The organism is Weissella tructae, from assembly GCF_000732905.1.
GTDB lineage: Bacteria > Bacillota > Bacilli > Lactobacillales > Lactobacillaceae > Weissella > Weissella tructae.
Genome location: NZ_CP007588.1, coordinates 570,154 through 583,415, shown reverse-complemented (window position 1 = coordinate 583,415; position 13,262 = coordinate 570,154). Strand labels below are relative to the sequence as shown.

General features: G+C 39.0%; 13 protein-coding genes. 1 reads left to right on the top strand and 12 read right to left on the bottom strand.

Annotation, left to right across the window (positions count from 1 at the left end; translation table 11 throughout):
- Positions 1-51: 51 nt before the first annotated feature.
- From WS08_RS02850 to mutM, 6 genes are read right to left on the bottom strand one after another with little or no spacing between them, the layout of a single operon-like run.
- On the bottom strand, positions 52-801 hold the full coding sequence (locus WS08_RS02850; RefSeq protein WP_009765394.1) for a YibE/F family protein: 750 nt from the start codon (positions 799-801) through the stop codon (positions 52-54).
- Positions 801-1,901: a YibE/F family protein gene (locus WS08_RS02845; protein WP_009765395.1), complete on the bottom strand. Its 1,101-nt coding sequence runs from the start codon at positions 1,899-1,901 to the stop codon at positions 801-803. Before WS08_RS02845 ends, WS08_RS02850 begins: the two co-directional genes overlap by 1 nt.
- Positions 1,901-2,857 (bottom strand): primosomal protein DnaI, encoded by a 957-nt coding sequence (gene dnaI / locus WS08_RS02840; RefSeq protein WP_009765396.1) that lies wholly within the window; start codon positions 2,855-2,857, stop codon positions 1,901-1,903. The genes WS08_RS02845 and dnaI overlap by 1 nt, the downstream gene beginning before the upstream one ends.
- A 3-nt stretch (positions 2,858-2,860) precedes the next feature.
- Complete coding sequence (locus WS08_RS02835; protein WP_009765397.1) at positions 2,861-4,183, bottom strand: DnaD domain protein; 1,323 nt, start codon at positions 4,181-4,183, stop codon at positions 2,861-2,863.
- 24 nt (positions 4,184-4,207) lie between these two features.
- Positions 4,208-4,801 (bottom strand): dephospho-CoA kinase, encoded by a 594-nt coding sequence (gene coaE, locus WS08_RS02830; RefSeq protein WP_009765398.1) that lies wholly within the window; start codon positions 4,799-4,801, stop codon positions 4,208-4,210.
- The gene (gene mutM / locus WS08_RS02825) at positions 4,801-5,637 is read right to left on the bottom strand and encodes a bifunctional DNA-formamidopyrimidine glycosylase/DNA-(apurinic or apyrimidinic site) lyase (RefSeq protein ID WP_009765399.1); all 837 of its coding nucleotides are present in this window, start codon (positions 5,635-5,637) and stop codon (positions 4,801-4,803) included. Before mutM ends, coaE begins: the two co-directional genes overlap by 1 nt.
- Before the next feature lie 389 nt (positions 5,638-6,026).
- On the opposite strand from mutM, the gene WS08_RS02820 reads away from it, so the two are divergent.
- Positions 6,027-6,353 (top strand): DUF898 family protein, encoded by a 327-nt coding sequence (locus tag WS08_RS02820; RefSeq protein ID WP_009765400.1) that lies wholly within the window; start codon positions 6,027-6,029, stop codon positions 6,351-6,353.
- 96 nt (positions 6,354-6,449) lie between these two features.
- On the opposite strand, the gene WS08_RS02815 is transcribed toward WS08_RS02820, so the two are convergent.
- From WS08_RS02815 to ytpR, 6 genes are all read right to left on the bottom strand, one after another.
- Positions 6,450-6,656, bottom strand: a complete 207-nt coding sequence (locus WS08_RS02815) for a CsbD family protein (protein ID WP_009765401.1) — start codon at positions 6,654-6,656, stop codon at positions 6,450-6,452.
- A gap of 178 nt (positions 6,657-6,834) precedes the next feature.
- Positions 6,835-9,519: a DNA polymerase I gene (gene polA, locus WS08_RS02810; RefSeq protein WP_009765402.1), complete on the bottom strand. Its 2,685-nt coding sequence runs from the start codon at positions 9,517-9,519 to the stop codon at positions 6,835-6,837.
- Positions 9,520-9,729: 210 nt separating this feature from the next.
- Positions 9,730-10,434: a Bax inhibitor-1/YccA family protein gene (locus WS08_RS02805; protein WP_009765403.1), complete on the bottom strand. Its 705-nt coding sequence runs from the start codon at positions 10,432-10,434 to the stop codon at positions 9,730-9,732.
- A gap of 74 nt (positions 10,435-10,508) precedes the next feature.
- Complete coding sequence (murC, locus tag WS08_RS02800) at positions 10,509-11,849, bottom strand: UDP-N-acetylmuramate--L-alanine ligase (protein ID WP_009765404.1); 1,341 nt, start codon at positions 11,847-11,849, stop codon at positions 10,509-10,511.
- Between the two features lie 134 nt (positions 11,850-11,983).
- Positions 11,984-12,502, bottom strand: a complete 519-nt coding sequence (locus WS08_RS02795) for a hypothetical protein (RefSeq protein WP_009765405.1) — start codon at positions 12,500-12,502, stop codon at positions 11,984-11,986.
- Between the two features lie 19 nt (positions 12,503-12,521).
- Entirely contained in the window at positions 12,522-13,163 is a 642-nt protein-coding gene (gene ytpR / locus WS08_RS02790; protein ID WP_009765406.1) for a YtpR family tRNA-binding protein, read from the bottom strand.
- Between the last annotated feature and the right edge of the window lie 99 nt (positions 13,164-13,262).

Here is a 13,262-nt window from a genome sequence, read left to right as displayed (position 1 = left end):
TATTTTAGCATACTTTCACCGGTCATATACCGCTGTTTCACGACTTTTAACCTAAGAATCTTGGCGTTGATAATAAAAACAGATTAATGTGATTGGGAATACGAGCAATACTCCTAAAATAGCAAATAGAACGGACAACATCGTTGCTACAAATAGTTTAGCATTGATAATTTCTGCCAAGCTATATTGTAGTTTGGCAAAGACGAGTGCTGCTCCTAAGAAACTTGCAAAGAAACCAAATAGAACAGTATTTAGTGCTGTCCCGACTATCGCAATTCCTGCTTTTTGACTTGCTTGATATAGCTCGTTAAATTTTTGTCCAGGGGCATCACGATAAATAATGTGTGTTGCGGCAACAAAGGCTACCGTTGCTTCAGAAATCGCACCTAATGTGGCCAATAATGTTGCAGCGATGGTTAAGTTCATGAAATTAACCGGAATGGTTAGTGACAAACTTTCTAACATCGATGCATGTTCACCCGCAAAACCAAATGCTTTCGTATAGGTCACGATTGGCACAATCAACACGATTAAAATGATCATAATGAAGGTACTAACAATCATTGCGGTTGTTGCAGTATCTTCGTCTGCCCCAGAACTAATAATCGTCACCGTCAAAATCATAATAGCGCCTAAACCGACCACAATATATAAATTAAAGCCCCAACTTAAGAGTGTTGTTAACACGACTAGTATCAGGATGTTAATCCCTAAACTAAAGAACGCTCCCAAACCTTTAAGTCCGCCAATAAGCCACATCAACACAAATAAAATAACACTTAGTACAAACATAACTGTCATTAGCGTCCCCCTCTCTTACGGCGGAATAATAAGATAAATCCTAGACAAATGGGTACTGTAATAACGATACCAATGGCACTAATCAATGTTTGAATAAAGCCAAGGGACAATGTTGCTTTAAAGGTGTAATCCCAGGAATTACCGTTTCTTAGGTATAGGACTGCTAGAGGGATTTGTTCGGCGATAAATATCAACAGCAAAACATTATTTAAAGCCCCAAAGATGGTTTGCCCTACTTCTCGCCCAGCTTGAACGATTGCTTGCCAACTCATATCAGGTCGGACCTCAAGTAACGCGTCAATCGTCACCGTAATATCTGTGGCTTCATCTAGTACAGCGCCAAGTAATCCGACCAATGTCATCGCAAGAAATAAACTAGCCGGATCTTGCGTTACAAAATCCATATGTTCATAGTAAATGCCCTTTTGACCAGTCAGATAAAAAACAAGAAATGATAGTGCCATCGTCACAATACTCGTTGTTATAACCGTTAGATTGATAATCCAAGCGCTTCTACTTTTAAAACCAAGAATAATTCCGGTTGTCAGTAAGGTTGCTCCTAATGCAAAGACAATAAACACCTGAAAGACGTTAGGATTAGGCAATTTCAGGTCCAAAAACAAGAAAAACATAAATAAACAAACGTTCATTAATGTAGCTAAGGCAATTCGATAGCTGTTTTTACCAAATAAAATAAACATAGCTCCTAAAATAAAGACCAACATGGGGATCCACAGATGATCACGTTTAAGATTTTGTACCTGCCATGTTTGCCCTTCTCGATGTAGGACAAACAATTGTTCTTTTGGTTGTAGTTTTGTATACAGTGCACCTGAAGTATCAAATTCATGTTCCAATGAAATTGACTGTCCTTTTTCAGGACCGTTTAATAAGGTTGCCGCCACAGCTTGTTTAGATTGAGTAACTTGATTACCAAATTGGTCACTTACTTCGTTTGCCTCAGTGATTTTGGTATCAGTAACTTGTGCAATGGGTTGTGTGTATAAAAAAGCATCATGCTTTAAAAACACAAACGTCCCCAGTGTCACAAGTAAGAGTAACAGCCAGGGACGCAAAAATGTTAATGATTTGCGCTGCATTATGACAGACGCTTATTTTGTCCATGCATCGGTGTTTCTGAGGCTAAGAAACGGATACGTTGCATTAAACGGTCAGCCTTCACAGGTTCTTTACCATCCTTTGAAAATGGCAAGAAATCTTTTTCTAAGGCATCCATTGAGAAATTAGATGTGAAAAATGTTGGGAGTTCGTTTTGCATACGATATTCTAGGATAACGGCTAAAATATCATCACGACTCCAAGCAGACAATGATTCTGCGCCAATGTCATCAATGACTAGAATCGGCACTTGTTTAATGGTTGTTAATTGATCAGTTAAACTGATACCTGGTTTATCAAAACTTGCCTTTAATTCATTAATAAAGCTTGGAAAATGAACTAATGTTACCGGAACATTCTTTTGTGCAAATGCATTAGCCATTGCAGCCATCAAATGTGTCTTCCCAACCCCATAAGGACCTTGGATATAAAGTCCTTTTTGGTAAGTTGGTGACTTAGGATCGTATTGACGAATAAAATTAATCACCGCAACGACCGCTAAGGCTTGTTCATCATCATCCATTGAAAAGTCAGTTAATGAGGCACGTGCGACCATCTTGTCAGACATGGCCACTGTTTGCACAAGCTTTGCCGTTTGTTGATGTTGACGCTGTTGTAGACTTTCTTCATCAGGTTGATACAAGACCGTGATTTGATGGTCATTAAAAGCCAATACTGGCTTATATCCACGATGAACCACGAATTGCCCATTGTTGGCACGGTCGCGTTGGTCGACATATTCAAAAAGTACTGAAAAATCGCGTCGAATCATATCTGCATCAATTTGATCATTGTGTTCATTCAAAAATTGCCGAACTTCAACATCATCCAGTACACTTTTTTGAATTTCAGCGAATGGACCTGTTAGACCTTGATGATCCATGATTTCTTTAAGCATGTCACCCATACTTGTAAGTCCTTGCGGTTGATCTCCCATATCTTACTCCTTTGTTTCGCTGCCGAATTCAGCTAATAACTTTGCAGCGGCTTCTTTATCTGCATTAGATACTTTGGCAACCGTTTGTTTCTCCCAATCAGGTCGTTGTTCTTGAACATGACGGCGATTAGGTTGATTGTAGTATGTTTTAGGTTTCTGTGTTTGTTCACGTTGTTTACTTGAACGCGCTTTTAAATACTCAAAAGCTGCCGGCGCATCTTTGATTTGTGCTTGTGCCCAATCATTGACAATCGCCTGCATATAATTACGATTAATGGTCGTCTTCTTTTGTGTGACTGTTAATTCAAACAAGAGGACATTAATCACTTCACTAGGTAATGTGTTTAATTGTGCAATATCATTCAATAACTTCACTTCTGCGTCTGTAATGAAACCATTATTACGTTGCCTTAAGGCTTGTAAGAATGTAATTGGACTTGCGGTACGGACTTGTTGCATCAACATATCAGATGCTGTTTTAGGTGTCGTTTTTGCTTGTTCAATGCCAGAACTACCAGAAGTTGATGCCGGTGATGGTTGTTGTAATGGCTTCTTTTGTTGCGCCGTGACTGTTTTTTGAAGCGTTTTACGTAAATTAGTAATATCAATTGTCTTATCTAGATTTACATGCTGTTGAATTAAACGAACCAGGTCCGTATCAGTCAAACCATATAGCTTTTTCTCAATTAAAAGCTCACTCTCTTTTGCTTTCAATTCTGCCATTGAAACAGAGAATGATGATAACATTTGGGCCATTAATTTTAGATCTAATTGGTCACTTTGACTAACTTTCGTTAGCGTTGGTGTTGGTTGATGTACTAATGGTGCTTGGCTTAATGGTGTGAATGCATTATCTCCAATAATATCAAAGAATGAACGTGACACATTTTTACCCGCAGGTTCCACTGCTTGCATTTGCGCAGTAGTCACGAGTTGTGTAACAGCGGCTTCCCCAATGTAATGTGTCAATAAACTAGTCAACAGACGATCAGACAAGAATTGTGTCATAGTCATGGGGTTTTGTAAGACATATGTCCATTGCGTTTCTGCAGATAGCGGTTGTTCATATGTTTTGATTAGACCCAAACCTTCTAATTGATGACGACTGTTTTCAAATGTCTTTAAACCTAGGTTGGTCATGTTCATCAATTGTGTATGATTACGTAATTCGGTTGAATGTGGCGATGTTTGCCAGTACATGTATAGAACAAAGGCATCATGCCCAATAATTGGCAAATAAACTTGGGTTAATGCCGTAATTTGTTCTGTTGTTAAGTCAGCGGAGTGCTGTAAGTGATAACGTTGGTGTAAAGCAAAAGCAACCATGCTGACCTCCTCTTAATGTGTGGGTTATTGATTTGATATTGTTGTTAAAACGTGCGCAACCTGAGTGTAGGTTTCTGCGCGTGTGCCGCTATTATCAATGACAAAGTCAGCTAACGCAACTTTATCTTGAATGGGCATTTGTGCAGCAATTCTTTTTTGTGCATCCTCTTTTGAAAGATTGTTTCGGGCCATTAATCGGCTTAATTGGGTCTTTGTATCGATTGCAACCACCATAATACCATCAAAATGCATTTTCGGAGTTGTTTCCAATAACAAAGGAATGTCATATACGACTAAATTTGCCCCTGTTTCTGCAGACTTTGTCCCTAAATCTTCAATTCGTTGATAGATACGTGGATGCGTAATGCTATTCAATGTTTGTAATGCATCTTCGTCACCGAAAACACGTTTACCTAATGCAGGTCGTGATAAAATGTCATCGATAAAAATGTCATCACCGAATGCATGACGTAATTCCGCCAATAAGGCTACATCATTAGCTAGTAAATCATGTGCGACTTCATCTGCATCAATTACAGGAATGTTTTGTTCCTTTAGATAGGATACAACGGTTGATTTACCTGTTGCGATACCGCCTGTTAAGCCTAACTTATACATTATGGCTCCTTTTGAATTTGACACTTGGGACAGAATGTTGTTCCACGTTGCGCGACTTTAATTTTGACTAATTCGGTACCACAGCGTAAACAAGGTTCACCGTGACGTCCATAAACATCCAGTTCATTTTGGAATTCACCAGCTTCTCCGAAGGCGTCTGTAAAGCTGTGAACGGTTGTTCCATGGTGAGCAATTGAACGAGCCATTTCGTTAATAATATTAAGACGAAGTTCGGCTAGTTCCGTTGGTGTAACGTCATTAGTTTTAGTCAGCGGATGTATCATCGTTTGCCATAAAACTTCATCGGCATAGATGTTACCAATACCCGCAATTTTACTTTGATCTAATAAAAATGGCTTAATGGCGGTTCTTGATTTACCAAAAATGGTTACCATGTATTCTAAATCTAACGCCTCTTCGGTTGGCTCAGGACCAATCTTAGCTAATCCTGCTACAGACATCACATCTGTATCATTCACTAAAGCCATACGACCAAATTTACGAGTATCTCGATAGAATAAATCAATATCATCTGTTAACTTGAAAGTAACTAAATCATGCTTACCAGGTTCAGTTCCTGCAGGCATCGTATAGTACGCACCTTCCATTCTTAGATGAGAAACCAATGTTTTCTTACCAGATAATCTGAATAACAAGTACTTTCCACGACGCTCTACCACTTCAATCGTACGTCCTGCGATTTCTGCATCAAATTCTTCTGGTGTCATATTCGAGATGGTCTTATCCCATCGAACCTCGACTGATTCAATTGTTTGACCTTTAACTAGGCGGTTTAGTCCGCGACGGACCGTTTCCACTTCTGGAAGTTCCGGCATGATATGCTCCTTTCCTTGATATAACAGGGTTTCTGATACCTGTTTTCAATTCGTACTAACTTTCATACTAACTATTGTAAATAGTAGTTAATTGTAGATATCTATTACGTGAATAACCTGACATTTATCGCTTATTATATCACAGATTCTAAAGCCTTGAGGCGGTTGCTTATCGTCCAATTTTAAACAACAAAAAAGCACCTATCTAGTTAGTGTATTAACCATCTAGATGGGGGCTGAGTTATGCAAGTGGTTTTGATTTAAACAAAGCCAATATCCTAAAATTACTGAAGTATCGAAACTGTTTATCAGATGTTGTGAAAAATTGAGATATTGATTTATACTAGGAGACGATGTTTTATCTAACAGACATAAAGGAGGTTCTTATGATGGGACCAGAAATGAAATATGGACGTAAGTCCTTTTTTGATGGCGGATTGTTGTCTTTAATTTTTTGGACATTGCTAGGTGCATTTGTCACAATCATCTCGTTGGGTATTTTGTATCCTTGGGCACTATGTATGACATATGGTTGGAAAATTAATCATACTGTCATCGAAGGTCATCGGATGCAATTTAATGGGAGTGCCGTTGGTTTATTTGGACACTGGATTAAGTGGTTGCTATTAATGATCATTACTTTAGGTATTTATGGCTTCTGGGTTGGTATTAAGCTAGAAGATTGGAAAGCAAAACATACAACCTTTTTGAATTAAAGACAGAAACCCCATTCAAATTACATGAATGGGGCTTTTTTGTGATTATTTTTCTAATAAAAAAAGCCAACGATTTAATCGTTAGCTAGATAACTATTACTTATCAAATTTCTTTTTTACATCGTCTACTGCATCAGATGCGGCATCTTTTACGTCGCCAAAGGCATCCTTTGCTTTTCCAAGCAACCCTTCTGCTTTACCTTCTAGTTCAGTCTTAGTATCACCAGTTACTGCGCCGGAAACTTCCTTTACCTTACCAGTTGCTTGATCTTTTAGTCCATCTACTTTATCGTTCAAAGCCATAATACTTGTCCCCCCTGTTTGTGTAATACGTCGAGTGTATTCGGATATACCAATTAGGTACACCTACAGTTTAACGCTTATGAAAAAGAAGTGCAAGTATCAATAATATACAAAAAGAGACTAGCTGAAATGGTATTCAACTAGTCTCCTTTTAGTTATTTGTTGTAGCTACTACGAATTACTTGGCATCATACCAACTTGAACCCTCGTGTGAAGAGACCTTCAATGGGACACTTAATGCCATTGCAGAATCCATTACTTCAGGAATCAATTTGTGTAGTAATTCGACTTCGTCTTGTGGTGCTTCGAAAATCAATTCGTCATGCACTTGTAGTAACATTTTTGCTTGTAGACCTTGTTCATCAAGTGCCTTTTGGACATTCAACATCGCAATCTTAATGATATCCGCCGCTGATCCTTGAATTGGTGAATTCATCGCAGTACGTTCAGCGAAACTACGAATATTGAAATTCTTAGCTTTAATATCTGGTAAGTAACGACGACGATGAGCCAACGTTTCCACATATCCATTTTCCTGAGCAAATGTAATGATTTCATCCATCCAGCGCTTGATACCTGGATATTGTTCAAAGTACTTTTCAATCATATCTTTGGCTTCATAGCGTGATACGCCAATGTTTTTAGCTAGACCAAAGTCAGAAATCCCATAAACAATTCCAAAGTTAACGGCTTTTGCCTTACGACGCATGTCAGAATCAACTGGTTGATCTTCCTTCAAACCGAAGACACGACGAGCAGTATCTGCGTGAATGTCTTCACCACTCTTAAAGGCGGCTTGCATGTTTTCATCACCAGTAATGGCCGCCAGCACACGCAATTCAATTTGAGAGTAGTCAAAGGTCATAATGACCCAATCTTCATGACTAGCCGTAAAGGCTTGACGGATTTGGCGACCTTCTTCTACACGAACAGGAATGTTTTGCAGATTAGGATCATTTGAAGCCAAACGTCCTGTCTGTGTTAGGGCTTGTTCGTAGTGCGTATGAACCTTTGAATCAGATCCATGAATCACGCGTAACAATCCATCAATGTACGTTGACTTAATCTTCGCAATTTGACGGTACGCTAAAATTGACGCAACAATTGGGACATCACCCATTTGTTCAAGTACTTCTACACTTGTTGAATAACCCGTTTTGGTTTTCTTAAGTGGTGTGTAACCCATTTCTTCAAACAATACGACACCTAATTGCTTTGGTGATTGTACATTGAATTCATGACCAGCTTGTGCGTAAATTGTTTGTTCTAATTCAGCTAAACGTTCGACTAACTTGCTACCCATTTCAAGAAGTAAATTACTATCGACCTTAATTCCTGTCATTTCCATCTTGGCTAATACAGTTGTTAATGGTAATTCCATTTCTTGATATAGATCGAATTGTTCGCGTGATTTTAGATCTTCCGCTAGCTTCTCAGGTACAAATCCTAACACATGGGCTTTTTGTGCCAAATGATTAAAGAAGATATCATCATCTAATGGAATTTCAAACTTAGCACCAGTTCCATATACTTCCGCATCAGGTTGTAGGCCATAGTAATCATGTTGTTGTGCAAGTAACCCAAGGTCACTTGAATTATCATTTGTGTCTGTCAAATATGACATCAATTGTAAGTCATATTGTAATCCAGCTAATGGTAACCCTACGCGATTCAAGGTAATCATTGTCGCTTTAGCGTTAAAGACATTCTTGTGAATATGCTCATTCCCTAATACAGCTTGTGCTTCTGGTGATTCAATTAGCAAATTAATATCACGAGTAACAAAGTAACCTTGATCATCATTTCCTAGCACAATTCCAACTGGCGCAGCAGTGTGATAGTTAGCGTCATCTAATTCAACAAAAACACTAATTGTCTGGGTTAGTTTCTTTAAATCTGCCAGGTTGTCATGTGTTAATTCTGTATAAGCAATCTTTTGCGTACTAGGTGTTTGTCCGTCTGCTTGATTCCCAACGTATCCTTGACTAGCTAACTTGGCTAATTGTTGTTTGAAATCTAGTTGTTCATAGAATGGCACAATGTTTACGTAATCAGGTCCGCGATATGCCAAATCTTCTAGTGCATAATCCACGGGCGCATCTGTCAAAATTGTTGCTAGCTCGCGAGACAAAAAGGCATCGGCCTCTCCAGCAATCAACTTCTCTTTTTGCTTTGAAGGCTTTAATTCATCTAAGCGTTCGTACATTTCAGGAATCGTATTAAATTGTTTCATTAATTTGATTGCTGTCTTAGGACCGATTCCGGCGATACCAGGATAATTGTCGGAAGTATCCCCTTGTAGTCCCTTAAGTTCAATAATTTGGGCAGCTGTTAAACCATCAAATGTTTCCGCGATTAGTGCAGGATCATACTTTTCAATTTCAGTAATTCCCTTTTTAGTCACCCAAACAGTACAGTTATCAGTTACTAACTGCGTTAAATCTCGGTCCCCCGTCACAATCGTGACATGGTAACCCGCGGCCTCTCCCATACGAGCAGTTGTTCCGATAATATCGTCGGCTTCGTAATTAGCCAATTCATAGCTTTTGATACCATGTAATTCAACTAATTCACGAAGATATGGGAATTGTTCACTTAATTCAGTAGGCGTTGAATCACGTGTACCTTTGTATGATTCAAGCTTTTCAGTACGGAAAGTCGTCTTTCCTTTGTCCCACGCAACTAAAGCTAAATCTGGTTGGAATGGATCAACAATTCCGTCTAGTAAGTTATTGAATCCGACCAAAGCGTTTGTGTGTAGCCCTGTATGGCTGACAAATCGTTCAACTTGATTAATCAACGCAAAATATGCGCGGAATGCGAGTGAATTTCCATCAATTAATAATAAGGTTGGTTTAGCCATAATACACTCTTTCTTGATGTTAACATCAGTTTTATTAGGTACTTCCATCATAACAGAAAACCCGACTCGCTTAACGAAAAAAGACCATTTGCATTAACACAATCCCATCTATTTCCTGATTTTCATAAAAAGGTATAAAAAAACCACTGAAGGTTGAATACTTCAGTGGTTAGGTCACGAGAATATCTCGTTTACTTAATTTAGATGATTTTAATCGCGACTTGAGAACAAACGAATCAAGTAGATGAATAGGTTAATGAAATCCATGTACAATGACAAAGCACCAGAAACGGCTAATCCTTGTGTTGTACGTGCATCAACATTACCATATTCATAATACATCTTCTTCAACATGTTCATGTCGTAAGCTGTGTATAACGCGAATACGACAACACCAATTACTGATACCAAAAGGTACATTGTTTGGTTAAAGAAGAACAAGTTAATGATGTTCGCAATAATCAAAGCAATAACTGCTCCGAACAAAATGCTTCCCCATGATGCCATTGACTTCTTTGTTAAGAAACCATAAGCAGCCATTCCAGCAAACAAGAATACTGTTGTCAAGAATGCAAAAATGATTGTTGGCATTTCCACAGTCATTCCGATAACGGCAAATGTCGCACCATTCAATACGGCAAATCCCATCAACATTCCAAAGGCGGCACCTGGATTAGTCATAACTTTACGACTAAACAAGAACACAAACCCAACCATGATAGCTAGCATTACCAATGATGATGCTGGACTACTAAAGATTGTTGCGATTTGACGTGGGAAAACAGTCACACCAATGTAGGCTGTCACAAAAGTAACTAACAACGCTAATCCCATGTATGTGTATACCTTACGGAAGAAGGCATTTAGACCCGCACTGTCTTGATTAACAACGCGTGGGTTTTCATAATTATCCATATATTATTCCTCACTTCTATTCAAATTCTTGCTAATAGTATAGCAAGTGAAACTTAGTTAAAACACAAATTTAACTATTGTAAATTATTTTGTGTGTTAGCTAGTAACTTTTCAAACGCAAATTCAGTGTTTTGCAAGTCCCCCGCTCCCATGAAGACAAAGACACCATCTTCGTGCTTCAACAATGGAGAAACATGTTCTGGAGATACGATACCACGGAACTTACTAATCTTGTCACCTAAGTCTTGAGATTGAATATCTCCGCGTTCTTCACGTGCAGAGGCAAAAATTTCTGTTAGGTAAACATCATCTGATAAGTCTAGTGTTTCCGCAAATTCACTTTGGTATGCAATTGTGCGACTGAATGTGTGTGGTTGGAAGACTGACACAATCTTACGATCAGGATACTTTTGACGAGCAGCGTCAATTGTTGCTTTGATTTCTGATGGGTGGTGTGCGTAATCATCAATGACGGTTACGGGGCCAATTTGCTTTTCCGTAAAGCGGCGCTTAACACCCTTAAAAGACGCTAATTCTTGCTTAACTAATTCAGGATCCATCTTTTCAAAATGACCCACGGCGACCACTGCCAATGAGTTCAACACACCGTGTTGTCCAAACAATGGCACTTCGTAACTACCTAAGAATTCACCACGGTAGTATGCATCAAATGATGACCCAGTTGTTGAACGACGAATGTTTGTCGCATAGAAGTCATCTGTTTCTGGGTTTGTTCCATAGAAATACATTGGTGTATCAATGGCTAGTTCACGCAAATGTGGATCGTCTCCCCAAGCAAAAATAGCCTTCTTAACATGATTTCCAAAATCAGTGAATGCCGCACGAACATCTTCAATTCCTGAGAAGTAGTCAGGGTGATCAAAGTCAATGTTTGTCATAATGGCATAGTCTGGGCGGTAGTCTTCAAAGTGACGACGGTATTCATCTGCTTCAAAAGCAAAGAAACGTGCATCTGGAACACCACGACCACTTCCATCACCAATCAAGTATGATGTCGGAGCGATTCCTGACAGTACGTGGGCCAATAATCCAGTTGTTGATGTCTTACCGTGTGCTCCGGCTACTCCAATTGAAGTGCATTGTGCAATCAATGATTGTACAACTTCAGGGTATGTCATCAAAGTAATGTCATCACCTAGTGCCAGCGCAGCCGCAACTTCAATATGGTCATCTTCAAACGCGTTTCCACGAATAACAGTCATCCCAGCTTCAATGTTAGCAGGATTAAATGACTTAATAGCAATGCCCGCCTCTTCTAATGGCTTTTGTGTAAATGTGTATTCATCGATGTCTGAACCTGATACTTGGTATCCTTGATCATGCAAGATACGAGCAAGTGAGCTCATTCCTGATCCTTTAATCCCAATAAAATAGTACATTGTTTCTTTGTTCATGATTTTTCTCCACTATTTATAATTCGTGATGCGTGTAATGTCTATTTTAGCAAAAAAAGAGCGTAATGATTACCCTTTAATAAACATTTAAAAGCTGTTCCGTACAAAAAAAGACTAGTTACCTAGTCTTTTTCTTATTTACCAAAATATCCTGTTTGTTCAGCCGAAAATTCTTCATTAAAGATAGAATCCAGGTTCAATCCCAAACCTGTCATAGGCTTGGCTTTAGGTGTTTCTTCAACCTTTTTCTCTTCTACCTTTGGTGTTGCTTCCGGCATGCTTGTTGAAACAGCTTTTGGTTCCTCATGATGAGTTGGCGTCATGACAATTGGTTCAACCACGGGTTGTTCCATCATGTCTTGATGCATATCTTCTGCTTCAGTAACAGACATTTCTGTATCCAAAACTTCAGCCTCATCAAGTGGCGCATTAAGTTCAACAATTGTTGGTGTCTTAAATGGCGTTGCCATTTGCTTTGGTACTAATACTTCTACAATGACAGGTTCGGACATTACTACCGGCGCTTCTTCAATGATTTCTTCATCATCCGCAAATACTAGGTATTCACGCTTTGCCTTCATAATTTCCGCAACTTGTCGATCGTAGTTCCCCATTAGTCGCTGAAAGTAGACAATTGGTCGTTGTTCAGCCATACGCTTTCTCCCTATCTGCTTAGTCAAAAATTGCTTGGGCTTCATCTGATTCACGATCAAATGGTGTCCCGATTGGTGCAAAATTATCTGGTAAAATCATTGCACCTGGTTGTTGTGGTGCATTCGGCAATCCAAGTTCTCGTCCTGAAACGATCATCCCATTAGATGCTTCTCCACGAAGTTCCCCAGGCCAAATAATAAGACCAGAAGGCATCATGGCTCCCACTTTTGCAACAACAACAGTAATTCCGGCCTTCATGTTTGGTGAACCAGATACGATTTGTACATGTTCATCATTACCAACAAGTGTGTCCGTAATTTGCAAATGATCAGAATCAGGATGTGTTGTAACGCTATCTACATACCCAACAACAAACTTTGGATCTGTATCAGCCACTAATTCATCTGAAAAATCATTTGCTTGAATCAATGTGTTTAATGTTTCAACTTGGCTTGCTGACAAATGAACTTGTCCGGCACCTGCTAAGTCTTGTAAATGTTCTGTAGCGTTTAAGATATTGAATCCAACGACTTGGTTTTGGGCATCAATCAAACGAACGACGTCACCGTGTTGTTCAGCGGTAACAGAACCATTTGCTTGTGCTGTCAATAGCATCAAGACATTCCCCATACCAGCTTGGTTATAAGTTGCAATCAACATATGTGTCTCCTTGTGTATCTTTACTTATATCTAGAATAACATAAAAGCGCGTTGTTAGTTGGTATATAGCTATTTTTTCTATAAACTTCCTGATAAATT

Bases quoted from the DNA above. Each gene is read 5' to 3' on its own strand.
- polA (WP_009765402.1), bottom strand. From the start codon at position 9,519: ATGGCTAAACCAACCTTATTATTAATTGATGGAAATTCACTCGCATTC.
- ytpR (WP_009765406.1), bottom strand. From the start codon at position 13,163: ATGTTGATTGCAACTTATAACCAAGCTGGTATGGGGAATGTCTTGATG.
- dnaI (WP_009765396.1), bottom strand. From the start codon at position 2,857: ATGGGAGATCAACCGCAAGGACTTACAAGTATGGGTGACATGCTTAAA.
- WS08_RS02815 (WP_009765401.1), bottom strand. From the start codon at position 6,656: ATGGCTTTGAACGATAAAGTAGATGGACTAAAAGATCAAGCAACTGGT.
- WS08_RS02795 (WP_009765405.1), bottom strand. From the start codon at position 12,502: ATGGCTGAACAACGACCAATTGTCTACTTTCAGCGACTAATGGGGAAC.
- mutM (WP_009765399.1), bottom strand. From the start codon at position 5,637: ATGCCGGAACTTCCAGAAGTGGAAACGGTCCGTCGCGGACTAAACCGC.
- coaE (WP_009765398.1), bottom strand. From the start codon at position 4,801: ATGTATAAGTTAGGCTTAACAGGCGGTATCGCAACAGGTAAATCAACC.
- murC (WP_009765404.1), bottom strand. From the start codon at position 11,849: ATGAACAAAGAAACAATGTACTATTTTATTGGGATTAAAGGATCAGGA.
- WS08_RS02835 (WP_009765397.1), bottom strand. From the start codon at position 4,183: ATGGTTGCTTTTGCTTTACACCAACGTTATCACTTACAGCACTCCGCT.
- WS08_RS02820 (WP_009765400.1), top strand. From the start codon at position 6,027: ATGGGACCAGAAATGAAATATGGACGTAAGTCCTTTTTTGATGGCGGA.
- WS08_RS02845 (WP_009765395.1), bottom strand. From the start codon at position 1,901: ATGCAGCGCAAATCATTAACATTTTTGCGTCCCTGGCTGTTACTCTTA.
- WS08_RS02805 (WP_009765403.1), bottom strand. From the start codon at position 10,434: ATGGATAATTATGAAAACCCACGCGTTGTTAATCAAGACAGTGCGGGT.
- WS08_RS02850 (WP_009765394.1), bottom strand. From the start codon at position 801: ATGACAGTTATGTTTGTACTAAGTGTTATTTTATTTGTGTTGATGTGG.